Genomic DNA, 21,384 nt, shown 5'->3' with positions numbered 1-21,384 from the left:
GTGGGGTCTCATATGTGTGGATCAGCTCTCCAGCAATTCGCTACGGAGAAATGCTTCGACGGACGCAAGATCCGCATCCTTGTGGATGTAGGACTGGCCAATACCGCGTGCGAGGATCAAGGGTACTTTGCCGCCGCTGGCTTTCTTGTCCTGCTGCATTAGCTCGACCAGTCGCGCAGCGATGTAAGGCCCACCCTGACGTCCCGGAATGCTTGATTGCAACCCCGTCGCATTGAGGTGCGCCGTCACACGGTCTGCATCGGATTGCGGCGTGATACGCTGACTTGCGCCATAGCGAAATGCGAGCGCCATGCCGATGGCAACGGCCTCGCCGTGCAACAGATCCGGCGCATAGCCGTTTGCCGCCTCAAGTGCATGGCCAAACGTGTGGCCGAGGTTAAGCAGCGCCCGGACGCCGGTTTCGCGCTCGTCTTCCGCAACGATGGCCGCTTTGGCACGACAGCTGGTGGCAACCGCTTGCGCTATTGCCGCCGGGTCCAGTGCCAGCACCGCTTCGCCATGCTCTTCAAGCCACGCAAAGAAACCCGGATCATTGATCAATCCATATTTCACGATCTCGGCGTAACCAGCGCGCAGCTCTCGCGGCGGCAGCGTTTCAAGCAGGGACGTATCAGCTATCACCAATTGCGGCTGATAGAATGCACCAATCGAATTCTTCCCGCGCGGCGTGTTCACCGCGGTCTTGCCGCCGACCGAGGAATCGACCTGGGCCAACAGGGTCGTCGGCACCTGCACGAATTTCATGCCGCGCTTCATAAGGCTGGCTGCAAGCCCCGTAATATCACCGATCACGCCACCACCGAGCGCAATGAGTACATCGCTGCGGTCAGCAGAGGCCTCAAGTAACCAGTCGAGAATCTCTTCGAGATTGGAAAACGACTTCGTTTTCTCGCCCGGCGTCAGGGATTTCCAATGCGTCGTCACACCGGTTGACCGAAGCGCCTCATCCAGTCGATGTCGGTGCATCCGCTCGACCGTCTCATCTGTCAGCACGAAGACCCGCGGCTGTTTGATCATGGCCGACACGCGCGCACCGAGCTGGTCCAGCGCGCCGTGGCCGACGAGAATGTCATAGCTGCGATCTTCGAGCTCGACCGTGACGGTCTCAAGCGGTGGTGCGGTCACGTTCACTTCGGTGTCCATGTCTGGAGGGCCTTGTATATGGCATTGACGGTGGCCGCGTGCGGTCCGTCCTTTGACGGCACGACGAGATCGGCTTGGGAATAGATCGGCTCGCGCTCTGCCAACAGATTGGTCAGTACGTTCTTCGCATCCGGATGCCTCAGCAAGGGACGCGTATCGCGCTTCTGGACACGTCGCCAAAGAGTTTCGAGATCAGCATTCAGCCAGATGGTGACCGCGTTCTTCTGCATCAACAGGCGGGTCTCATCATTCAGGTAGGCACCCCCGCCCGTAGCCAACACGTGGGGAGGCAACTCCAATAGCCGCTTCAACACCTGATGCTCCCCGCGCCGAAAATCCTCTTCTCCGTGCAGTTTGAAAATATCGGTTATTGATAGGCCCGCCGCCTTCTCGATCTCCGAATCACTGTCATAAAACTCTCGGCCCAATCGTTCGGCCAAGCGGCGCCCGACGGTAGATTTTCCTGCCCCCATCAAACCGACAAGCGCGACGGTTCGCGACATGTAGGGCAATGTCGCGTCAACCGGTCTGGAAGTACTGTCACTGTCAGAAGGCATTCTGGACTTTCGGGCTCCGTTCGGTACTTGTCCTATAGTTGCTGTCGCGCCTTCGCAATCCAGCGCCGGAATTCTGTATCTAGGGGTAAATAGCCATGCGCAAGTTTCTGATCCTTTTAGGCCTGCTGGCAATACTTGTCCTCGGCGCGGCCTGGTGGCTGGGCGGACAGGCCGAAAAGGGTAAACCAGAGCCCGGTGAAGTCCGCATCGAGGTCGACAATGTCCTTTAAGGGCGTTGTCTCGGTCGTGTGCCTCATCCTCGCCGGGAGCTTACCGGCAGGCGCGCAAATCGAGGATTCCGGTCTAGAGCTGGTGAATCCGTGGGGAATGAGCTTCCTCGAGGCGGGCGAGCCTTCCCTGCCAACCGATATGTGGCGCGCGTCCGACGCTGATGATTTGCTGCCATTGATGCGAGATGTCCGCACACACGACCTGACACCGGCTGAACGCACGTTGATGCAACGCATGGCCCTGTCGCCTGCCACACCACCAGCGGGAATGCAGGAACCCCTGCTAAGGGCCGAGCGGGCACGTATCATGTACGACCTCGGCGAAGCCCAAGCCGCAGCCACCCTCATGGCACGACTCGATACTCCTCCTCCTGGCCTCGACGCGGATGAAATCGTTGCAGATCTCAATCTTGCGCTGGGCAATGAAGCAACAGCCTGCGATATGCTGAATGCGCCAGACCGTCTTTCAGGTTATTGGGCCAAATTGCGCGCGGTCTGCGCGGCACTGCAAGGCAATACTGCCGGCGCAGAACTCGCGATTGAAATGGCCTTGCAACAGGATGCCGTCGATTCCTGGCTTCTGGCCGCTGTGTTTGCGACATCCGGCGAACTGCCTGACGCGCCAGAGGCAGATTACTCTTCGGGACTGAACCTTGCCATCTCTGCCGAGGCGGGCCTCACGCCTCCGGAGGCACCCGTCCCCGCGAATCGTCCCGACCTTGCAGCCGCAATGGCCCTGCATCCGAAATTGCCAATCACTCTGCGTGTTCAATCCGCAGGAATGGCCAGCCAAGCTGGCATGCTGGAGACGGATGATTATCAGGCACTCTTCCTCAAGCTGATATCCGAACCGGGCTTCGTGCCCTCTACGCCTTTGGAGAGCGCGCTCTATGCAGCGCGCGATCCGCTTGTCACTGATGAAGATCGCGCTTTTGCGCTCGCCGCAGCACTGGAAGGCGCTATGGACACACCAGCCCATTTCAGCGCGGTCGCGCGGCTATTATGGGAGGACGTCGAACGCCTACCGATCAACACTTTCACGGCAGCCAACGCTCCGATCTTCGCGCGGGCTGCGCTGGCCACCGACCATTACACTGCCGCCAAGGACTGGTCATCCGCCAATACGATGGAAGGCGCGCGCGAAGATGGCAGCTTTGATGCCGCACTCATGTCGGCTCTGGTGACACTTGCGGGCAGCGAGACGACACGCAACGCCAGCGACTATATTGGAGAACGTCTAGCCACACTTGCCGAGTCTGACCTGCAAAAGCAGACCGCTGCTCGTCTTTTCGCATTATGGACCGCTCTCGGCATTGCGCCCCCGGCGGATGCGCGCCGCTTGATCGTGAATGCGCCCGAACGCAAATCCACCCCGGAAATAGATTTGCAATTGGTAGGCGTGCTTGCCTCCGCTGAGGCAGATGCTGCAGGAGAGGTTATTCTGTCCACGGTAGGCATGACCAAAGGCGACCCGACCGCACTCGATGACGCCAGCCTACTCTTGCTCCTGAAAGCACTGCAACGGATCGGCGCAGAGGATGCCGCCCGGGAGATGGCATTGGAATCAACTGGCTACTGGAAGGCGCTCAACTAGAAATTTCCCGAATTTCGTTGATCTTGCCTCCAGAAGGCTGATGGTGGACGAAAAACGGGAGGAATCGATGAGGGTATCCATACTGGCCGGGGCGTCTGCTCTGGCACTTGCAGCCACGGCATGTGGGGCGCCAGACAAGACACAATCCCAAGCATCCGAACCAGAGCCCGCACCGGCTGCGATTGCCACGGCGAGCTCAACATCAATAGATCCCGCTGACAGGACTGCATTATTCGGCGACCTGCACGTCCATACCGGACAGTCCTTTGACGCCTTCATATCGTCCGTTCGGGCAACACCCGATGACGCATATCGCTATGCAAAGGGCGAGAAAATAATCACCGACGGCGGTTACGAGATCCAGTTGGACAGCCCGCTCGATTTTCTGGCCGTCACAGATCATGGCGAATATCTCGGCATCATGCCGGTCATGGCAACGCCCGGTACGTATCTGTCGCGCACGAATTTCGCAAAATCCGTATTTGGACCGGACGCGACGAACCCTGCCCAGTCATTCCATAATGTGGGCATCACCATCGTGACGGGCGAAGAAGTGGATGAGATCTACGATCGAGACGTCATCGACTCGGCCTGGATGAAGAACATTGAGACGGCCGAACGCCACAATGAGCCCGGCAAGTTCACCGCCTTCTCCGGCTACGAATTCACCGCCATGACAGAGGTCATGGACTCGGAAGTTCCCGCCGCAGCGAACCTGCACCGGAACGTCATATTTCGTGGAGACGCGCCGGACCGGCTTTTTTCCACCCTCGACTCCCCAAATCCGGAAGACTTGTGGGCCTGGATGGATGCGCGGCGCGCTGAGGGTCTGGATGTCATCTCCATCCCGCACAATTCCAACGCATCCAATGGCGAAATGTTTGCGTCCGAAACCTATGAGGGCGGCCAGTTGACTGCAGATTATGCGATCACCCGCATGCGCAACGAACCGGTAATTGAAATCTCCCAGGTCAAAGGCACCTCGGAAGTCCACCCAGCACTATCCCCGAATGACGAATGGGCAAACTTCGAGATCTACGACACCTTGGTTGGAAGCGCCGCAAAGTCGACGCCGCACCTCGGAGGTTTCGCCCGCAACGCGTTGGCGCGTGGACTGGGTTTCGAAGAAACAGAGAGCTTCAACCCTTACAAGTTCGGCTTCATTGGCTCCAGCGATACACATATCGGCGCCGGGTCTTTCGATGAGAAGAACTTTACTGGCAAGTTCCCCCAAGACGGATCCAATCCTGAGTTCCGACATTCCGTCCCACCAGAAGGTGCGGACAGTTGGGACGGTGTTGTATCGCTGAATAGCTTGCCGCCCGGCGCGGTAAAGCCCAGCATGCGACGCAAGCTGTCTGCCGGCAAGTACAGCGCATCCGGGCTGGCCGGCGTATGGGCCGACGAAAATACGCGGGATGCCATCTTCGACGCCATTCGTCGCAAGGAGACGTTCGGCACGTCCGGGCCGCGCATAACAGCACGCATGTTTGCCGGATACGGATTTGATCAGGCAATGTTGGCAGATCCGGACCTGGTGTCAGCAGCCTACCGCACTGGCGTGCCACAGGGCGGCGACCTGGTCGGAAATCAGCAAGCCCCGTCATTTCTCGCTTGGGCGATTCGGGATCCGGCTTCTTATCCGCTGCAGCGTTTGCAGGTCATCAAAGTGTGGACCGATGCCCAGGGCAAGGCGCATGAGGCCGTCTACGATGCTGCATGTTCCGGAAATGTCGAACCAGATTCGGACACGCACCGGTGCCCCGACAATGGTGCCAATGTAGACATATCCGACTGCTCTACACGCCCCGGCAGTGGCGTTGGCGAGTTAAAAACACTGTGGACTGACCCAAACTACGATCCGACGCGCCGCGCAGCTTATTACGTCCGCGTTCTCGAGAATCCATCTTGTCGCTGGTCGACATGGGACGCGGTACGTAACGGATCACCACCCAATCCCGACATGCCCGTTCTCGTTCAGGAGCGGGCTTGGACATCGCCGATCTGGGTCAAACCGGAATGATGTTCACGCAATTTTAGGCGCGGCGCGCCAAGGTCGGGCAATGTCTGACCGCGCGCGCATCGAAGCCTTCCTTGAAATGATGTCTGCAGAGCGCGGCTCATCCGCAAATACGCTGGACGCCTACGGACGGGACTTGCTGGACGCATCCGAATTTTGTGGTGGCGGGTTATGTGATGCTGAAGGAAGTGAAATTTCAGGCTGGCTGAGAGATTTGTCCAAGCGAGGCATGGCTCCATCGTCGCAAGCCAGAAAGCTGTCCGCGGTCCGACGCTTCTTTCGCTTCCTGTTTGAGGAAGGAGACCGCAAGGATGATCCCACCGCGAAGATTGACGGCCCAAAGCCCGGCCGGGACGTGCCCGATGTCCTGTCTCGCGAAGAGATGGCTCGTCTGCTGGATTGCTGCGGCGACGATTTGAGGCTGAAATGTCTTGTGGAGCTGCTCTATGGGGCGGGCCTGCGGGCAACAGAACTTGTCTCTCTCAAACTCGGCCAATTGCCGAGGCGCAAGGAAGCCCGCTGGGTCACAACGGATGTGATCGTTCGCGGCAAAGGCGGCAAGGAAAGGTTGTGCCCACTGGGGCGCCCCGCTTTGCGCGGGCTTACAGATTGGCTGAAAGTACGCGAAGATCACTTGCCGGAAGCCTCACTTACAAGGAGCCGAGCTGAACCCTTTGTGTTTCCGTCGCGAGGAAAATCAGGACATCTCACCCGCCGCCGCCTCGGACAGTTGCTCGAAGCCTTGGCACTGAAAGCCGGTATCCGCCCGGATAGAGTCCACCCGCACGCGTTGCGGCACGCTTATGCAACTCACCTGCTCATGGGGGGCGCCGATCTGAGAAGCGTCCAGACATTGCTGGGCCATGCCGATATCGCGACGACACAAATCTACACGCACGTCCTGACGGACGAGCTCGCGGAGCTTCTCGAAACAGCGCACCCCTTGGCCAGAAAGATTTAGCACGAGAAAAAGTTTTCAGCATTGCTGAAACCGGGAGTCATGCCGATATATGACGACGCGAGTTCGCAATGCTTTTGTATGGACGTCTCAGATGAAACGCTTTCTGAATGCTCTTATTCCAACCATCCTGATCTCGGAAATCGCCGCGATCACCTTCATGACAGCGACTTGGGCTATCCTGTCCGAGCTTCATGCAGGACTGAACGTCATCATAGGCGGGGAGGTTGTCACCGCGATCGGAGTCGCAGCTCTTACCGTAGCGGTGTTCCGCCGGGCATCGCGGCCCGACGTAGAAACCGCCTCGGCAGAAGAGTGATCAGGCGGCCGTAGCGGATCCGCGCGACGCGACCCAAAAGGCATGAACAACGCCGGGCAGCCAGCCAATCAGTGTCAGTAGCACGTTGAGCAGGAATTGAAGCCCAATGCCTTCCTTGATCGCAACTGCGACAGGTGGGAGAAATATTGTGAGTAGGATCATGAGCAGGGACATGCAGGGTTTCCTTTTTGGATAAGCTACCCCTGCAACGCCCGGAACAGGTGAAAGTTCCCTGCCTGGCGTTCCACAAATGATTTCGACTTTTCCCGAGATCGACGTTGACCCCGGTTCAGCTGCGGGTTTAGACACCCGCTGAGGGCGTTTCCATCAAGTATAGTAACGACCGCACCGGGTGAGGTGTGCGGCCGCGCGACGGGAGTCCGCTGTGTCGGCCATATTCACGCCTTCTGGCGAGAAGGAATTCTTTACGCCCTTTGGCCCCATGATGGGCTATGTCCGCATACCGCCTGCGCTGGTCGCCCATCTGAACGCCTCTATGAGTGAACAGCTGGAAGATCATTCGGGCAGCCTTGTGGGCAAGGTCCGGCAGGAACTCCGTTTTCCCAAATCCCTCGTGGACGCCACCGCCGCTGCGCTCGGCAACGCGCTGATCGAGTACCATATTCGCGCCAGCCGCCGTGGTTCATTCGGCGACTATGACCATACGACCAAGCGCTTTGAGCTGAACGTCATGGCCGGATGGTTCGTCCGCCAGTATGCACATGAGTATAACCCGCTCCACATCCATACCGGATGCGCGCTCTCATGCGTCGGTTATCTGAAACTGCCGGACGGGATTGATCAGGAATGGGCCGAGGACGACCTCGACCATCATCCTTCTCACGGACATCTTCAGTTCGCGCACGGCACCGACACCCATTACTCGGTATCGAACTTCATGATCCGCCCACGCGTCGGGGATTTCTATATATTTCCATCCTACATGTTTCACAGTGTCTATCCGTTCAAGTCGCCGGGCGAGCGTCGCTCCTTCAGCATGAATCTCTCTGTCGTCGAATCATCGGCCTGAGCCTTTCTGTCTGATTGACGCGGCACAACCGCCCTCTATGTTGCGCCGCAACAAGGAGGAACGCATGAGCACGAAAACACCAAGAGACTTCTTCAAGCCCCTGGCCATCGGTGCGCCCGCCCCGATGCACGACCTGCCCATCAGGCTGGAGCGGATGATCCATTTTGTCCCGCCGCATCTGGACAAGGTCCGGGCCAAGGTGCCGACCATGGCCGAAGGCGTGGATGTGATGCTCGCAAATCTTGAGGATGCCATCCCCGCTGACGCCAAGGATGCTGCTCGCGCCGGCGCTATCGAAATGGCGTCCATGTACGATTGGCAAGGCAAGGGAACGGGCTTCTGGAGCCGCGTGAACCCGCTGAACTCCCCGTGGTTTCAGGAAGATGTGAGTGAACTGGTTCTAAAAGCCGGTCATCAGCTGGACGTGATCATGCTGCCAAAGGTCGAAGGTCCCTGGGACATCCATTTCGCCGATCAGTATGTTGCACAATTGGAGGCAAAGGCGGGTCTCACGCGGCCGATCCTGTTCCACGCCATTCTTGAAACGGCCCAGGGGATGGCACGCGTAGAAGAAATCGCACTGGCCAGTCCGCGCATGCAGGGTATCAGCCTGGGCCCGGCAGACCTGGCTGCGGACCGCAAGATGAAGACCACTCGCGTCGGGGGTGGCCATCCCTTCTACCGCGTAATCGACGATCCGAATGAAGATGGCAGCCCACGCGACTCAGCCCAGCAGGATCCTTGGCACTATACGATCGCCCGTATGGTTGATGCCTGCCGGATGGCAGGGATCAACGCCTTCTATGGTCCGTTTGGCGATATTGCCGATCTTGACGCCTGCGAACAGCAATTCCGTAATGCCTTCCTGCTGGGTTGCTCAGGCACGTGGAGCCTTCACCCGAACCAGATCGCCATCGCCAAAAAGGTCTTCAGCCCCGATCCAAACGAGGTGAAATTCGCGCGCAAGATCCTTGATGCCATGCCGGATGGCTCTGGTGTGGCCATGATTGATGGCAAGATGCAGGACGATGCGACCTGGAAACAGGCCAAGGTGATTTCCGACCTGGCAGACCTCGTCGCTTCGAAAGATCCCGAGCTAGCCGCCGCATACGCGACCTGATCCCTCTTCACGCCGAGCAATTGCGTGATAGGGTTTCCCTTGGAAGAGGGAGTATCAGTGATGCGGAAATCCATTACGGCCTTGCTGGGTCTGAGCTTGATAGGCCTGTCTGCTATCGCAGATGAAGTCTGGTCCACACCGATTGGTGACGTCGTCTACGAGGATGAGACCGATGACGGCTGGGCCGTCTGGTCTTATCCGGGCCTGACCGAGCGCGGCACCGTCTACATCAAGGATCTGGCAGGTGTCTATGAGGGCCGAACCGCCTATGCCGGCATATGGATTGAGGCGGAAAGTCCGGGGATCGAGCTCTGTGATGTTGCCGTCACCGATCCGGCAACGGGGGAATCCCACTATAATTGGGGCCGCGTGGACATCGTGTTCACGGAGCCAGACTTTCCTGGCGGCTGGGTCGCACTTCGCGGGAGCTGTTTCAATGATCCGGGCGATTACCTGATCGGAAAACCGGTCACCGCAATACAAGAATAATCGAGAGGAAATCCGATGGCTGAACACCTTATCGCCATGACGGGCCATAGCCCAAACCTGCAACGCTGGTTTGATTGGATGAATGGTGACCATTCACCTGCTGGTCTGTCTGTCCAACTCGCTGACAATGTGGTCTTCAAAAGTCCGGTTGTGCATACACCGCAGGAGGGCAAGCCAATCACGATGGCCTACTTGACCGCTGCCGGACAAACGCTGGGCGGCGACACGTTCCGCTACACACGCGTATTCGATTGCGGCGACAAGGCGGTCCTTGAGTTTGAATGCGAAATGGATGGCGTGCTAGTGAATGGAGTCGATATGATCGCCTGGAACCCTGACGGACAGATTGAAGACTTCAAAGTTATGGTTCGACCACTGAAGGGCATGCAAGCCGTACATGCGGCCATGGGGGCCATGCTGGAAAAGATGAAGCAAAAGGCCTGAGGCGGCAACTGTCATGACCCTGCCTGTCATCATCACCGATCGATTGGTGCTCTGTCCCCACGAGACCCGTCACTTCGAGCCATCTGCAGCCATGTGGGGGTCTCCATCAGTGACCCAACATATAGGCGGAACTCCGCGATCACGTCAGGAAGCCTGGTTTACCATCTGCCGCAATCGCGGAATGTGGGACCTGCTGGGGTATAGCTCCTGGGCAATCGAGGATCGTGAGACAGGCGCATTCATCGGTGAAGGCGGATTCGCAGACTTTATGCGCGGCATGACGCCGGACTTGTCTGAATGGCCAGAAGCCGGCTGGGTCTTTGCGGAAGTCGCTTGGGGAAAGGGTTACGCCAGCGAAGCCGTTGGCGCGATGCATGATTGGCTCGATGAGAATCGCCCGGGGCAAAGCGTCTGCATCATTGATCCGGACAATGCCGGGTCCCAACGAGTCGCTGACAAATGCGGCTATGAGTTTTGGCAGCAGGCGGAATACAAGGACGCAATCGTCAATGTGTACCGTCGCAATCCTGCGCGTTAGCCGACCTTAAGGCGCGATGCCTCACTCTTGCTACTCCAGCCCCGAATGAAATCCATGAAGGCCTCATGTGGCAGACCTGCGCTGTACAGAAAGCCTTGGGCCATCGAGCAGCCGCGCCGACGCAGGAAGTCTGCCTGACGCTCAGTTTCAACACCTTCCGCAACCGTATTCAGCCCTAGCGTTTCGGCCATGGCCAGAATCATTTCAATGATCGCGGGAGCTTGCTCGTCCGATTCAAGCGCAGAGACGAACTGGCGGTCGATCTTGAAAACGTCAAACGGCAGCTGGGTCAGAATGGACAAGTTGGAATGCCCCGTTCCAAAATCATCAATCGCCAGTTTTGTCCCAAGGCTCCGTAGAGGGCGCATCACCCGCGCAACCTTTTCAGGTTCGGACACGGCCATGCTTTCCGTGATCTCAAGCTCCAAGCGGTTCGGTGGCAAGCCAGTACGCTTGAGGATCGCCAGAACGGTTTCTGTCAGATCACTGGACTGAAACTGGCGCGGTGACACGTTTACCGCGACCGTTGCGTTGAAGCCTTCCTGCATCCAGATGCGGGCGGATTCGCAAGCCGCTTCAAGAACCTGTTCCCCGATTTGGGTCACGAGTCCGGTTTCTTCTGCCAGCGGAATAAATGTGTTCGGAGATATGATCTTCCCGTTCGGTCGGACCCAACGAGCCAATGCCTCGGCACCGACGACTTGGCCGGTCTGAAAATCGATCTTGGGCTGGAAATGCGTCTTGAACTCACGATTGGCGACTGCGTCGCGCAGTTCAGCTTCCAGCATATACTTGCCACGCGCAACACGGTTCAGGCGTGGTGAGAAGTAACGGAAGCCGGATCCGGTGTCGGTACGAACCTGGCGCAGGGCAAGCTCTGCGTGACGAAACAATTTGTGCATCGTATCGGCGTCTTCGGGCGCGATGACGATACCGCCAGAAATGCCCAGCGTTACAGACTGTCCGGACACGATGAAAGGATCCGCAAAGGCGAGCCGAATAGCGCGTGCAATGTTCGAGACGTAGTCGCGGCTGACCGCGCTTGGAAGGTACAAGGCGAAACTGTCGGCCTGCATCGCGGCCAGCATGGAGTTGTTCAGCCCGGCGCGAACCGGACCCTCGAGCGAGTCGAGCGCATTCGTCATACGCTGTCCACACGCCTTCAGGACGGCTTCGCTCGCAAGCGCACCAAGTCGCTCGGAAGCCCGCGTGAAATTATCGAGATCAAGGACGATGAGCGCGGCGGGCGTTTCGTATTTTGCGCGGGGCAGGGTCTTGGTTATGTGTTCTTCCAGCGCAATCAGGTTTGGCATACTCGTGCGCGGATCTTCGTAGGCCGTGCGTCGAAGCGCATCATTGTCGCGCCGCAACTTGCCGACCGATCGGATGACAACCGACCGCAACCGGCGGAGCTCGACAAACGAAACATTGGACAAGCGCGCCGACGGATCAACCTGCGCCACTTCAAGATATCGCGTGAAATCAACCAGGACGTTCTGGAATTCCCGGGCAAAAAACCAGGCTGTAATGGCGGCCACGACCGATGAAGACAGCAGCAACAGCATGATCGCCCAGATCGGCAAAGACATGTCTGTCCATGCTTTACCTTCGATGAGCGCACCATAGGCCTGCTCAATCGTCCATACGCCGACAAAAATGATAATCGTTGCGACCGCTGCGCACCACGCGGCAAACCGGGGAATGGTCATCCGGCCCAGAAGTCTCGAGATGAAACTCTGTTTGTCCACGCTTAGATATTCCTCACCACTCGCCACCTATGTGTGCGGTAACTATGTTTTCCGGAATATGTTTAGGAATCAGTGAACAAAACGCGCTAGCTGTAAGACATTCAAACCACTATATGGGCCTAGATGACCAATAATCGTACCGCCACCGTTACCCGTACCACCAAGGAAACCGATATCTCGGTAACCGTTGATCTGGATGGCACTGGAAAGTCCGACATCGAAACCGGGATCGGCTTTTTCGATCATATGCTGGAGAGCTTCTCCAAGCATTCGGCTATCGACCTGACTGTGCGGTGCAAGGGCGATCTTCATATCGACATGCACCACAGCGTTGAAGATACAGGAATTGTTATCGGACAGGCGATCATGAAGGCGCTTGGCGACTTTGCAGGAATCACGCGATTTGGCCACGCCTATGTGCCGATGGATGAGACGCTGTCCCGCGCCGCGCTGGACCTATGCAAGCGGCCTTACCTGATCTGGAAAGTGGATTTCAGTCGCGACAAGATCGGCGAAATGGACACCGAACTCTTCAAGGAGTTCTTTCATGCCCTGGCCGGAAATGGTGGCATGTGCCTGCACATAGAGAACCTCTATGGCGAGAACTGCCACCACATCGCCGAGTCCTGCTTCAAGGCCACCGCCCGGGCGCTCCGCGCGGCAATTGCGGTCGACCCGAAACTGGGCGGCAAGCCGGCGAGCACCAAGGGTAGCCTCTAAGGGGTCTTATTTCCGATAATCAAGCGGCGGCTCACGGTCACCGAGCAGCGACTTGTACTCGTAATCCGGACCCCGGGCCGCGTCGAATTCCTCGCGGGCTTCAACACGCAGGCCTTTATTGGTGAACAGCTCCACTGCCGCCAGCGTCAGCGTCTCCGCGGCGACCTGTGTGCCCTTATGACCAATCGACGTGCCACTGGCCGCAACTGCCTGCCAGGAATGCGCCGATGTGCCCGGCACCCAAGTCGCTGTGCGCAGGCCGACCGTCGGGACCGCGTAGGACACATCGCCCACATCGGTGGAGCCGTACCCCATGGAGACTTCGAAATCCTGCACTTCAGCGGCTGAGGCAATATCGCGTGCCGGGTTGTCAAAGGTCGAGGCGATGGTCTCGGCAAATTCGCGCTCAGCTGGCGTGTAGTCCACCCCGCCAACCAGCCGGAGTTTCTCGTCCATCATGCGGGCCAGTTTCTCATTCACGAGCAGCGGATTGTTGCCGTGAATGATTTCCCATTCCACGTCAGTGCCCGTGCCCAGCGCGGCGCCCCGGGCCGCGTCTTCGAGGCGGGTCCAGATGGCTTCAACGCCCTTCGGTGAAGGGTGGCGGACATAGTAGAAGACTTCGGCAAAGTCCGGCACGACATTGGGGGCAGAGCCACCGGACGTGATGACATAGTGCATGCGCGCATCCTGGGGGATGTGCTCGTGCATCATGTTGGCCATCATGTTCATCGCCTCGACCCCATCAAGCGCGGAACGCCCCCGCTCCGGCGCGCCAGCGGCGTGAGCGGAAATCCCGGAGAAGCGGAATTTCGCCGACCGGTTGGCAAGCGACGTGTTGGCTGCCGCTGAGTTCCGGTCGCCAGGATGCCAGTGCATGGCAATGTCGACATCGTTGAAGAGGCCCGCGCGGACCATGTAGACCTTGCCAGAGCCCCCCTCTTCTGCGGGCGTCCCATAAACGCGGATGCGACCCGGCGTGCCGGTGTCTTCCAGCCAGTGGCGGATCGCGACCGCCGCAGAGACAGAGCCCGCGCCGAACAGGTTGTGGCCACAGGCGTGGCCTGCGCCCTTGCCGTCGACTTCTTCGCGATCCGGTGAGGCCGCCTGGTTGATACCCGGCAGGGCGTCCATTTCCGCGAGCAGGGCGATGACCGGGCCATCAGAGCCGTACTCGGCCATGAAGGCGGTGGGGATGCCAGCGACGCCGGGCGTGACCGTGAAGCCTTCATCCGCGAGCGTCTGCTGGAGCAGGGCGGAGGATTTCTCTTCCTGATACCCGACCTCGGCCCATTCCCAGAGCTTGCTCGACAATTCGCTGGTCAGCTCCGCCTGATTGCGCGCCTCTTCCAGCGCAGCAGACTCGGCTGCATCGGGCCAGGCGGGGGTGGCGGCGCAGGCCATGAGCAGGCAGGCGGACAGGGCGGGCAGGATGGATCGCATGGGCAGGCTCCGTGTGAGGTCGTTTCCTGTCGAGATTGCGGCACCTTGCCCCTGGGCGCAAGGGAGGCTTGCCCCTTCCCTCACGGGCGCGGCGAGGCTAAGAGCGCGGCCATGAGCCTTGTTGCCCTTATCGACTACGGATCCGGAAACCTGCACTCGGCCGGCCGCGCCCTGCGCGAAGCCGCGCGCCTGTCCGGCAGCGGGCATGAGATCCGCATCACGAACCGCGCCGAAGACATCCTCGCCGCCGAGCGGGTTGTGTTGCCGGGCGTGGGGCACTTTGCCGATTGCGCAGCGGGCCTGCGGGCGCAGGCGGGCGTGGTCAAGGCGCTGGAAGCCGCCTGCCTGAATGGCAACACCCCCTTCCTCGGCATCTGTGTGGGCATGCAGCTGCTGGCCGAGACCGGCCGTGAAGACGGCGCGACGCCGGGGCTCGAATGGATCGGCGGCGAGGTTTCCCGCATCCAGCCGGGCGAGGGCCTTCGTGTGCCGCATATGGGCTGGAACGGGCTCAGCTTTTCCGGCGCGCCGCACGCCGTCCTGGCGGGGCTCGGGGCTGAGCCGCATGTCTATTTCACCCATTCCTACGCGTTTACCGTGACAGACCCCGCCGATATTGCCGCCACGGCGAGCTATGGCGCGCAGGCGATCACGGCAGCGGTGGCGCGGGGCAATCTGTTCGGCACGCAATTCCACCCCGAGAAATCGCAAGGCGTCGGCCTGCGCATCCTCTCCAATTTCCTGACATGGACCCCATGACCCGGCTCACCCTGAGCGAAGTCGAAGGGCGAGCCGCTCCCAGCCCGCGCTCTCCTTCGACTTCGCCCAGGATGAGCGCTAAGGAGACAACATGAATTTTACCCTCTATCCCGCCATCGATCTGAAAGACGGCCAGTGCGTGCGCCTGCTGCGCGGTGAGATGGACCAGGCGACGGTGTTTTCCGACAGCCCGGCCGACCAGGCGAAAGCCTTCCGCGAGGCGGGGTTCACGCATCTTCACGTCGTCGACCTGAACGGCGCCTTTGAGGGCAAGGCGGTCAACCGCGACGCGGTCGAGGCGATCCTGAAAGCCACCGATGCGCCGGTCCAGCTCGGCGGCGGCATCCGCACCCGCGCCCAGATCGATGCCTGGCTGGAGGCCGGCATTTCACGCGTCATTCTCGGCACGGCGGCGCTGCGCGACCCGGAACTGGTCAAGGAAGCCGCCCGCGCCCTGCCGGGGCAGGTCGTGGTTGGCATTGATGCGAAGCACGGCATGGTCGCGGTCGAGGGCTGGGCCGAGACCAGCGACATAAAGGCGACCGAACTTGCGAAAGCGTTTGAAGGCTGCGGCGTCGCCGCCATCGTCGCGACCGATATTGGCCGCGACGGCCTGAAGACCGGCGTCAATGTTCCGTTTACGGCAGAGCTTGCCAATACGGTCAGCATCCCGATCATTGCATCGGGCGGTGTTGCCAGCGTGGACGACATCCGCGCCCTGATCGCCGCCGACGCGCCGATTGCGGGGTCCATCCTCGGGCGGGCGCTCTATGATGGGGATATTGTGGCGGGTGAGGTCATTTCCCTTGAGGAAACTATTTAGCACTCTCAACGAATGAGTGCTTGCAAATTCTTGCGAACACAGACAGATTCATTCGGTTAACGCACGATTCGGGGACGGCGCTCGCACGCACCGCCCCCGAGCGCCTTGACCTGAGGGTTCTAAGGGTCCCTCGGAAACAGACGTTGTCGTTTTGATTCGACTCAGCAGTACTACAAGAGTCGTTAACATTGGTAAAGCCCTTTAATTAAAGGAGCATACCAAATGTATGCCAAAACTAAGGTGCCTATTGGCACAAAAGTGAAGACGGGTTCGGTTTGTCCCGAGTCCGGTGTGTGGAAGGCGGACGGATACGTCTCGTCAGACGCAGAAGCCCCGATCGCAAAAGGTAATCGTATGCCCCCTTACAAGGGAAATGCGGTGTACTGGCGGTTGATTCGCTACGCATAATTTGTAGTGGCTTCTAAAAGAGTGGCGGGGCAAATGCGCCCCGCCGCCATCACACAATTGGATGTGTAATGACAGACGAATTTGAAAGTGGAAATGATTTTTCCAATATTGATCTGGATAAAGAGTTTTCGGATGTTGAAACCAAGGGGATATCCAAAGCTGGCCAAGCTGGCCTCTCTGTTGTAGGCGGCGCCGTACCTTTCTTGGGTGGCCTATCGTCTTGGATCGCCGGCGAATGGAGCGGAAAAGAACAGGAACGAGCAAATACCGCCTTCCTTGCTTGGTTTAAAATGCTCCAAGCGGAAATGAGAGAAAAGCAGCGAGTATTAGCTGAAGTTTTGGCAAGGTTGGATTTAGGTAATGATGACGTTGCTGAAAGAGTCGAAAGCCCGGAATACAAGTCATTAATGAGAAAGGCATTCAGAAACTGGAGTGGGGCAGAGAGTGAGAAAAAGCAACGCATAGTACGGAACATTTTGGCGAACGCGGCTGCCGCAAACACGAGCTCAGATGACGTCGTTTCTATGTTTTTGGATTGGATAAACACCTACTCAGAATTCCACTTTGAAGTCATTTCAGCAATTTATAATACCACCGGCATTACGAGAGGGGAAATTTGGAGAGAATTGGGGCGTCCCGAAGTACGGGAGGACTCGGCTGATGCAGATCTTTACAAACTACTTATTCGCGATCTTTCTACAGGCAGCATAATTCGTCAGCATAGGGAGACTGACTATGCTGGCAACTTTATAAAGAAAAAGCCGACACGAGGCTCTGGTGGCGGCCAAATAAAATCTGCATTCGACGACTTAGAACAATATGAGCTAACCGGGCTGGGGCGTGAATTTGTACACTACGCCATGAACGAACTAGTGACTCGTGTTGGTTTTGACCCAAACCAAGATTTAGACTAGTTTCACTTGGAGATAGTTTCTGATAGATCGGTCTCCCTTTTTGAGTTGCCTTCTCTCCATCGCACCCCACTTGCCGCAGCCCCCTGCGGAGGCAGGGGGCCATCTCGGACCCTTTCCATATGGTGCATGAGGCAGCGTCAGCAGATGGATACCTGCCTGCGCAGGTATCTTCGGAGGTGAGGGAGGGGGCAAGTCTTTTCCTCTTAGCCTGAGGCAGGTAGGGTTCAAGCGCTGCGGTTTCAGGGGGGCTCGCGTGGCGTTCTATACATACATCATGGCCAATCGGAAGAATGGCGCATTGTATGCGGGCCATACGGATAATCTTGGGGCCCGTGTGCTGGCCCATCGGGAAGGCCGCGGCGCGGCCCATACCCGCAAGCATGACATCAAGCGACTTGTCTGGATGGAAGCGCACGATACGCGAGAGGCGGCGAAGACGCGGGAATACCAGATCAAGAAATGGAAACGCGCCTGGAAGATTCGCCTGATCGAAGAGACCAATCCGGACTGGAAGGATTTGTTCTTTACGCTCAACCAATGAGGTCTCCTCATTTCAAAGTTCAGGAGATGCTCGCGCAGGCGGGTAAGCATGGTAAGACCGCTCCCCTCGCGCCTGCCGAATTGTTCGTCCATGGATACCTGCCTGCGCAGGTATCATCGGGAGGAGAGGGCAGCGCCCAAAGCCGGACTGGCGCGAACCATCCGGATATCTCGTAGCCGGCCCCTCACAGAGCCGTCGGCGCGGCAGGCGCCGTGGCGCTCCGCCTTGATTGTGTAGATGGCTACGGAGTGGAGCGTTACCGCCCGCCGCGCCGGACAGGAGTTTCGGCGAGCACCCTCATGGGGGCCCATGGTCCCGGGTCTTCGTTACCGGCGCCGCGCGAACGATTCCACCGTGCTTTCACACGCATGGCTCATCCGGGGATTTCTCCCGTGCGACCGGACGAGGCGGATTCCCAACCGAGCTTCCTCGGCTCACCCTGGCCTGACCTGCCTAGGCGCGCATCAGACCGTCGCTCCGACCCGCACCATCCTGACCCTGCAACCCACAACCAGAACGGTACCTGATCCGGCTCCTGTGAGAGCAGATGCTTAGTATGGGGCGGGGAGTTCTCAGACGGATAGGGAGCGCAAAATCCCAGCTCCGAAGATACCTGCGTAGGCAGGTATCCATCTCCTGAAGCTACCTCATGTGCGAAGGGGGAAGTCCCGAGATGGACCCCTGCCTGCGCAGGGGTCATCGGAGGAGAATGATCTCTATCCCACAAACCGTATCCTCGGCGCAGGCCGGCGTCTCCTGCCGAAGCCAGAAGGAGCCAGCCGGACGAAACCCCGGCATGCGCCGGAGAAGTGGGGGAGGGGACTGGAAATGTGGGAATGCTTCTGCGCTTGGAAAGGCAGCCTAGGCCGCGAACATTTCCGGGTCGCTGTCGGGGTGGTCAAAGCTCATTGCGCGATTCTTGCCGAAGCGTTTGGCGGCGTAGAGCCCCTTGTCGGCGCGCGATAGCAGGGTCGAGATTTCGCGGCTGTCATGGTCCTTGCAATAGCCGAGGCTGATCGTGACGGTCAGCTCACCTATCGGAGTCTGGATCGGTTCGGCGGCCACATCCCGCACCAGCCGACCGAGCGCGCGATAGGCCACGACCTCGCTGGAGAACATGCCCGCAATGGAAAACTCTTCCCCGCCCAGACGGGCGACAAGGCAATCCTCTGGCACTTTTGCGTTCAGCCTGACCGCGATCTCTCGCAGGACATGGTCGCCCACATCATGGCCGTGGGAATCATTCACGCGCTTGAAATTGTCGATGTCGGCAATGGCACAGAAGAAGGGCCGCCCGACGAAATGCGCGCGGGTCTGGAGCTGGCGCGCGGCCTCGAAAAAGGCGCGGCGATTGGGCAGGCCGGTCAATTCGTCCTTGTGCGCGATCTTGTAATTCTGTTCGGCCAGACGATAGATCCTGAGCCGGGTGCGCAACATGATGAAGCTGAGCGTGGGGCAAATGATCAAAGGCAGGATCGTGGCAAATGCCATCGCCGCCGGGCCGCTGATCGAGCCATAGGCCTGGATCCAGAGATAGACGGGCGTGACAACGCACATCAAGACCAGAAGTGTGACCAGCACGCCGAGCCGTATGGCCCAGGCAATATTTCTATCAGGCATCCGCAACAGCGCCCCTCCCACACGAGACCTTTCGCAGAACGCTGTTAAGATTGCCGCTCACTGGGCGCGTAAATTGCGCCGGTCCCGTTAAGACCCTGCTAAGCAACAGGATGGGGGCGGACAAAAAGGACCGGCCCTGTTGGGGGGCCGGTCTGTTGTCGTTATTACAGGGGGGCTCAGCGCACCGCGCGCCGTGGCTTGTTGGCCACGCTGGTGACGTGTTCGGACACCGCCGGAATAAGGCGCGGGCCATTATGGGAGCGGCGGCCCATGAAGTTCAGGGCCGCGCGTTTGGCGACTTGCCCAGCGCCAGCCGTGAGGGCGGCGGTTGCGGCGGCGATGGCGGCTTGTTTCCAGAGTTTCATGGGCGGGCTCCTTGTGCGTTATGGGATTACCCTATCAATGCGCGCGACCGCCTGCCGGTTCCGCGATGTCACCTAGCGACGGCCCAGCACGGGCGGCATCATGCGGCGTGTGCGCAGGGCATGGGCGATGTCCGAGAGCGCGGGCGCATCGGGGGCGCGATCAAACTCGCTATCGCCGAGACGCGCATGGCGCATGCCCTGACGCAGGAAGGTTTCTTTCGGGTGCGTTGCGGCCGCGTCGGCGGCCCGGCGCATGGTTTTGGAAAGATTCATATCGTGTCTCCCTTGCTTTGTGGTGCGAGGGCGGGCGGAGGCCCGCCATGAAGGAAGTATAGCACAGGAGGCGCAGCGACTTGAGTGAAACCCTTGTCAGGATGGCATGCATGAAAAAGGGCCGCATAGGCTGCGGCCCCTGTTTCATCTGTCGATCTGGCCTATCAGTGCGCGGTGACCGGGTCGCCATGAGGGCTGGAGACACCCTTGTGCTGGCGGAACTGGCTGGATGTGTCTGCGCCGTTCGTGGCTTGCGTGTTGCTTTCATCCTGACGGCGCTCGCGGAGGAATTTGCGGCCGTATTTCTGGCCGGCAAAGGCGGCCCCTGCAGCGCTCAGGACTCCAGCAGCGATCATCAATTGGTTGCGGCGTTTCATAGGTGGGTCTCCTGTGGTTCGCGTTATTCATGCGCGGCAGAATTGCCATCGCATTCCCCCAATCAATGCGTGGCCCCGGCCCCCTGTTCCGTTACATACCTGCAAGGCGCTTCCCTTCCGGGCGCGTGGACGCTAAAGCCCACCTCATGAGCCTGAAGACCCGCATCATTCCCTGTCTCGACGTGAAGGACGGCCGCACCGTCAAGGGCGTCAATTTCGTTGACCTGAAAGACGCGGGCGACCCGGTGGCGCTGGCGAAAGCCTATGATGCGCAGGGGGCGGACGAGCTGTGCTTTCTCGACATTTCCGCCACGCATGAGGGCCGGGGCACGCTGATGGACATTGTTTCGGCAACAGCGGAGCAATGTTTCATGCCGCTAACCGTGGGCGGCGGGGTGCGCAGCGCGGAAGACCTGGTAGCGCTGTTGCGTGCGGGCGCCGACAAGGTGGCGATCAATTCCGCCGCCGTGGCTGACCCGTCCGTGATTTCGCGCTGCGCCGCGAAAGCCGGATCGCAGGCGGTCGTCGTGGCAATCGATGCGCGGGCCGTGGGCGACCATTGGGAGATCTTCACCCATGGTGGCCGCAAGGAAACCGGCATTGATGCGGTGGCCTTTGCCAAGGAAGCCGAAGCGCGGGGCGCCGGAGAAATCCTGCTGACCAGCATGGACCGGGACGGCACGAAATCAGGCTACGACCTGCCGCTGCTGAAGGCGATCACCGGCGCGGTGAACATTCCCGTCATCGCCAGTGGCGGGGCAGGCAAGGTGGAAGACCTCGCCCCCGCCGTGATCGAGGGCGGGGCGACGGCGGTGTTGGCTGCCTCGATCTTCCATTTCGGCGAAGCGACGATTGCCGAGGCCCGCGCCGCACTGGCTGCCGCCGGAGCGCCTGTCCGCCCCCTCTGACGAAATCGTCACAAAGCCTTCA

At 59.3% G+C, this 21,384-nt stretch carries 25 protein-coding genes; 16 read left to right on the top strand and 9 right to left on the bottom strand.

Going from position 1 to position 21,384, the window contains the following annotated elements; genetic code table 11:
* Positions 1–21: 21 nt before the first annotated feature.
* Positions 22–1,164 carry a 3-dehydroquinate synthase gene (gene aroB, locus B3527_RS14200; protein WP_206991764.1) on the bottom strand — a complete coding sequence of 381 codons (1,143 nt, stop codon included), beginning with the start codon at positions 1,162–1,164 and terminating at the stop codon, positions 22–24.
* The gene (locus tag B3527_RS14195) at positions 1,149–1,721 is read right to left on the bottom strand and encodes a shikimate kinase (protein WP_290480298.1); all 573 of its coding nucleotides are present in this window, start codon (positions 1,719–1,721) and stop codon (positions 1,149–1,151) included. The genes aroB and B3527_RS14195 overlap by 16 nt, the downstream gene beginning before the upstream one ends.
* A gap of 95 nt (positions 1,722–1,816) precedes the next feature.
* On the opposite strand from B3527_RS14195, the gene B3527_RS14190 reads away from it, so the two are divergent.
* From B3527_RS14190 to B3527_RS14170, 5 genes are all read left to right on the top strand, one after another.
* Positions 1,817–1,951, top strand: a complete 135-nt coding sequence (locus tag B3527_RS14190) for a hypothetical protein (protein WP_256434941.1) — start codon at positions 1,817–1,819, stop codon at positions 1,949–1,951.
* On the top strand, positions 1,941–3,545 hold the full coding sequence (locus B3527_RS14185) for a hypothetical protein (RefSeq protein ID WP_290480297.1): 1,605 nt from the start codon (positions 1,941–1,943) through the stop codon (positions 3,543–3,545). Before B3527_RS14190 ends, B3527_RS14185 begins: the two co-directional genes overlap by 11 nt.
* 67 nt (positions 3,546–3,612) lie before the next feature.
* A complete protein-coding gene (locus B3527_RS14180) occupies positions 3,613–5,568 on the top strand; it encodes a DUF3604 domain-containing protein (protein ID WP_290480296.1) in 1,956 nt (651 codons plus the stop codon).
* Between the two features lie 40 nt (positions 5,569–5,608).
* Positions 5,609–6,526 (top strand): tyrosine recombinase, encoded by a 918-nt coding sequence (locus tag B3527_RS14175; RefSeq protein ID WP_206991760.1) that lies wholly within the window; start codon positions 5,609–5,611, stop codon positions 6,524–6,526.
* Between the two features lie 91 nt (positions 6,527–6,617).
* Positions 6,618–6,842, top strand: a complete 225-nt coding sequence (locus B3527_RS14170; RefSeq protein ID WP_206991759.1) for a hypothetical protein — start codon at positions 6,618–6,620, stop codon at positions 6,840–6,842.
* Here the strand turns inward: B3527_RS14170 and B3527_RS14165 are convergent, their stop codons facing one another.
* Positions 6,843–7,016 carry a YqaE/Pmp3 family membrane protein gene (locus B3527_RS14165; protein ID WP_084333150.1) on the bottom strand — a complete coding sequence of 58 codons (174 nt, stop codon included), beginning with the start codon at positions 7,014–7,016 and terminating at the stop codon, positions 6,843–6,845. It abuts the gene before it with no gap.
* Between the two features lie 211 nt (positions 7,017–7,227).
* On the opposite strand from B3527_RS14165, the gene B3527_RS14160 reads away from it, so the two are divergent.
* The 5 genes from B3527_RS14160 (at position 7,228) to B3527_RS14140 (ending at position 10,463) form a co-directional block, all read left to right on the top strand.
* Positions 7,228–7,872 (top strand): putative 2OG-Fe(II) oxygenase, encoded by a 645-nt coding sequence (locus B3527_RS14160; protein WP_290480295.1) that lies wholly within the window; start codon positions 7,228–7,230, stop codon positions 7,870–7,872.
* Positions 7,873–7,936: 64 nt separating this feature from the next.
* A complete protein-coding gene (locus B3527_RS14155) occupies positions 7,937–8,992 on the top strand; it encodes an HpcH/HpaI aldolase/citrate lyase family protein (RefSeq protein WP_290480294.1) in 1,056 nt (351 codons plus the stop codon).
* Between the two features lie 60 nt (positions 8,993–9,052).
* Positions 9,053–9,481, top strand: a complete 429-nt coding sequence (locus B3527_RS14150) for a hypothetical protein (protein ID WP_290480293.1) — start codon at positions 9,053–9,055, stop codon at positions 9,479–9,481.
* A gap of 15 nt (positions 9,482–9,496) precedes the next feature.
* Positions 9,497–9,925, top strand: coding sequence for a nuclear transport factor 2 family protein (locus B3527_RS14145; RefSeq protein ID WP_206991754.1), 429 nt, complete (start codon positions 9,497–9,499; stop codon positions 9,923–9,925).
* Positions 9,926–9,938: 13 nt separating this feature from the next.
* Entirely contained in the window at positions 9,939–10,463 is a 525-nt protein-coding gene (locus tag B3527_RS14140; protein ID WP_206991753.1) for a GNAT family N-acetyltransferase, read from the top strand.
* On the opposite strand, the gene B3527_RS14135 is transcribed toward B3527_RS14140, so the two are convergent.
* Positions 10,460–12,211 (bottom strand): putative bifunctional diguanylate cyclase/phosphodiesterase, encoded by a 1,752-nt coding sequence (locus B3527_RS14135; protein ID WP_206991752.1) that lies wholly within the window; start codon positions 12,209–12,211, stop codon positions 10,460–10,462. The two genes, B3527_RS14140 and B3527_RS14135, sit on opposite strands and share 4 nt — an antisense overlap.
* Before the next feature lie 123 nt (positions 12,212–12,334).
* Here B3527_RS14135 and hisB point away from each other — a divergent pair, with 123 nt between their 5' ends.
* Positions 12,335–12,931 (top strand): imidazoleglycerol-phosphate dehydratase HisB, encoded by a 597-nt coding sequence (gene hisB, locus B3527_RS14130; protein WP_206991751.1) that lies wholly within the window; start codon positions 12,335–12,337, stop codon positions 12,929–12,931.
* Between the two features lie 6 nt (positions 12,932–12,937).
* Here the strand turns inward: hisB and B3527_RS14125 are convergent, their stop codons facing one another.
* Positions 12,938–14,374: an amidohydrolase gene (locus tag B3527_RS14125; RefSeq protein ID WP_290480292.1), complete on the bottom strand. Its 1,437-nt coding sequence runs from the start codon at positions 14,372–14,374 to the stop codon at positions 12,938–12,940.
* Between the two features lie 111 nt (positions 14,375–14,485).
* Between B3527_RS14125 and hisH the strand changes: the two genes are divergently transcribed.
* From hisH to B3527_RS14105, 4 genes are all read left to right on the top strand, one after another.
* Positions 14,486–15,133, top strand: coding sequence for an imidazole glycerol phosphate synthase subunit HisH (gene hisH, locus B3527_RS14120; protein WP_290480291.1), 648 nt, complete (start codon positions 14,486–14,488; stop codon positions 15,131–15,133).
* 91 nt (positions 15,134–15,224) lie between these two features.
* Positions 15,225–15,956, top strand: coding sequence for a 1-(5-phosphoribosyl)-5-[(5-phosphoribosylamino)methylideneamino]imidazole-4-carboxamide isomerase (gene hisA, locus B3527_RS14115; RefSeq protein ID WP_290480290.1), 732 nt, complete (start codon positions 15,225–15,227; stop codon positions 15,954–15,956).
* Positions 15,957–16,432: 476 nt separating this feature from the next.
* Positions 16,433–17,278: a hypothetical protein gene (locus tag B3527_RS14110; protein ID WP_290480288.1), complete on the top strand. Its 846-nt coding sequence runs from the start codon at positions 16,433–16,435 to the stop codon at positions 17,276–17,278.
* A 253-nt stretch (positions 17,279–17,531) separates the two neighbouring features.
* On the top strand, positions 17,532–17,819 hold the full coding sequence (locus B3527_RS14105; protein ID WP_290480287.1) for a GIY-YIG nuclease family protein: 288 nt from the start codon (positions 17,532–17,534) through the stop codon (positions 17,817–17,819).
* A gap of 861 nt (positions 17,820–18,680) precedes the next feature.
* Here the strand turns inward: B3527_RS14105 and B3527_RS14100 are convergent.
* The 4 genes from B3527_RS14100 to B3527_RS14085 form a co-directional block, all read right to left on the bottom strand.
* Entirely contained in the window at positions 18,681–19,439 is a 759-nt protein-coding gene (locus B3527_RS14100) for a GGDEF domain-containing protein (RefSeq protein ID WP_051607648.1), read from the bottom strand.
* 176 nt (positions 19,440–19,615) lie between these two features.
* Positions 19,616–19,804, bottom strand: coding sequence for a hypothetical protein (locus B3527_RS14095; RefSeq protein ID WP_034813151.1), 189 nt, complete (start codon positions 19,802–19,804; stop codon positions 19,616–19,618).
* A gap of 72 nt (positions 19,805–19,876) precedes the next feature.
* The gene (locus B3527_RS14090) at positions 19,877–20,077 is read right to left on the bottom strand and encodes a hypothetical protein (RefSeq protein ID WP_206991746.1); all 201 of its coding nucleotides are present in this window, start codon (positions 20,075–20,077) and stop codon (positions 19,877–19,879) included.
* A 164-nt stretch (positions 20,078–20,241) separates the two neighbouring features.
* Positions 20,242–20,454 carry a hypothetical protein gene (locus B3527_RS14085; protein WP_206991745.1) on the bottom strand — a complete coding sequence of 71 codons (213 nt, stop codon included), beginning with the start codon at positions 20,452–20,454 and terminating at the stop codon, positions 20,242–20,244.
* Between the two features lie 146 nt (positions 20,455–20,600).
* Here B3527_RS14085 and hisF point away from each other — a divergent pair, with 146 nt between their 5' ends.
* Complete coding sequence (gene hisF / locus B3527_RS14080; RefSeq protein ID WP_290480286.1) at positions 20,601–21,362, top strand: imidazole glycerol phosphate synthase subunit HisF; 762 nt, start codon at positions 20,601–20,603, stop codon at positions 21,360–21,362.
* The last annotated feature ends 22 nt before the right edge of the window (positions 21,363–21,384 follow it).

It is taken from the genome of Hyphomonas sp. UBA4505, from assembly GCF_002388685.1.
Taxonomy (GTDB): Bacteria; Pseudomonadota; Alphaproteobacteria; order Caulobacterales; family Hyphomonadaceae; genus Hyphomonas.
Note: the sequence above shows the minus strand (reverse complement) of the source record. Positions and strands in the feature narration are given on the sequence as shown.

Bases quoted from the DNA above. Each gene is read 5' to 3' on its own strand.
- aroB (WP_206991764.1), bottom strand. From the start codon at position 1,164: ATGGACACCGAAGTGAACGTGACCGCACCACCGCTTGAGACCGTCACG.
- B3527_RS14195 (WP_290480298.1), bottom strand. From the start codon at position 1,721: ATGCCTTCTGACAGTGACAGTACTTCCAGACCGGTTGACGCGACATTG.
- B3527_RS14190 (WP_256434941.1), top strand. From the start codon at position 1,817: ATGCGCAAGTTTCTGATCCTTTTAGGCCTGCTGGCAATACTTGTCCTC.
- B3527_RS14185 (WP_290480297.1), top strand. From the start codon at position 1,941: ATGTCCTTTAAGGGCGTTGTCTCGGTCGTGTGCCTCATCCTCGCCGGG.
- B3527_RS14180 (WP_290480296.1), top strand. From the start codon at position 3,613: ATGAGGGTATCCATACTGGCCGGGGCGTCTGCTCTGGCACTTGCAGCC.
- B3527_RS14175 (WP_206991760.1), top strand. From the start codon at position 5,609: ATGTCTGACCGCGCGCGCATCGAAGCCTTCCTTGAAATGATGTCTGCA.
- B3527_RS14170 (WP_206991759.1), top strand. From the start codon at position 6,618: ATGAAACGCTTTCTGAATGCTCTTATTCCAACCATCCTGATCTCGGAA.
- B3527_RS14165 (WP_084333150.1), bottom strand. From the start codon at position 7,016: ATGTCCCTGCTCATGATCCTACTCACAATATTTCTCCCACCTGTCGCA.
- B3527_RS14155 (WP_290480294.1), top strand. From the start codon at position 7,937: ATGAGCACGAAAACACCAAGAGACTTCTTCAAGCCCCTGGCCATCGGT.
- B3527_RS14150 (WP_290480293.1), top strand. From the start codon at position 9,053: ATGCGGAAATCCATTACGGCCTTGCTGGGTCTGAGCTTGATAGGCCTG.
- B3527_RS14145 (WP_206991754.1), top strand. From the start codon at position 9,497: ATGGCTGAACACCTTATCGCCATGACGGGCCATAGCCCAAACCTGCAA.
- B3527_RS14140 (WP_206991753.1), top strand. From the start codon at position 9,939: ATGACCCTGCCTGTCATCATCACCGATCGATTGGTGCTCTGTCCCCAC.
- hisB (WP_206991751.1), top strand. From the start codon at position 12,335: ATGACCAATAATCGTACCGCCACCGTTACCCGTACCACCAAGGAAACC.
- B3527_RS14125 (WP_290480292.1), bottom strand. From the start codon at position 14,374: ATGCGATCCATCCTGCCCGCCCTGTCCGCCTGCCTGCTCATGGCCTGC.
- hisH (WP_290480291.1), top strand. From the start codon at position 14,486: ATGAGCCTTGTTGCCCTTATCGACTACGGATCCGGAAACCTGCACTCG.
- hisA (WP_290480290.1), top strand. From the start codon at position 15,225: ATGAATTTTACCCTCTATCCCGCCATCGATCTGAAAGACGGCCAGTGC.
- B3527_RS14110 (WP_290480288.1), top strand. From the start codon at position 16,433: ATGACAGACGAATTTGAAAGTGGAAATGATTTTTCCAATATTGATCTG.
- B3527_RS14100 (WP_051607648.1), bottom strand. From the start codon at position 19,439: ATGCCTGATAGAAATATTGCCTGGGCCATACGGCTCGGCGTGCTGGTC.
- B3527_RS14095 (WP_034813151.1), bottom strand. From the start codon at position 19,804: ATGAAACTCTGGAAACAAGCCGCCATCGCCGCCGCAACCGCCGCCCTC.
- B3527_RS14090 (WP_206991746.1), bottom strand. From the start codon at position 20,077: ATGAATCTTTCCAAAACCATGCGCCGGGCCGCCGACGCGGCCGCAACG.
- B3527_RS14085 (WP_206991745.1), bottom strand. From the start codon at position 20,454: ATGAAACGCCGCAACCAATTGATGATCGCTGCTGGAGTCCTGAGCGCT.
- hisF (WP_290480286.1), top strand. From the start codon at position 20,601: ATGAGCCTGAAGACCCGCATCATTCCCTGTCTCGACGTGAAGGACGGC.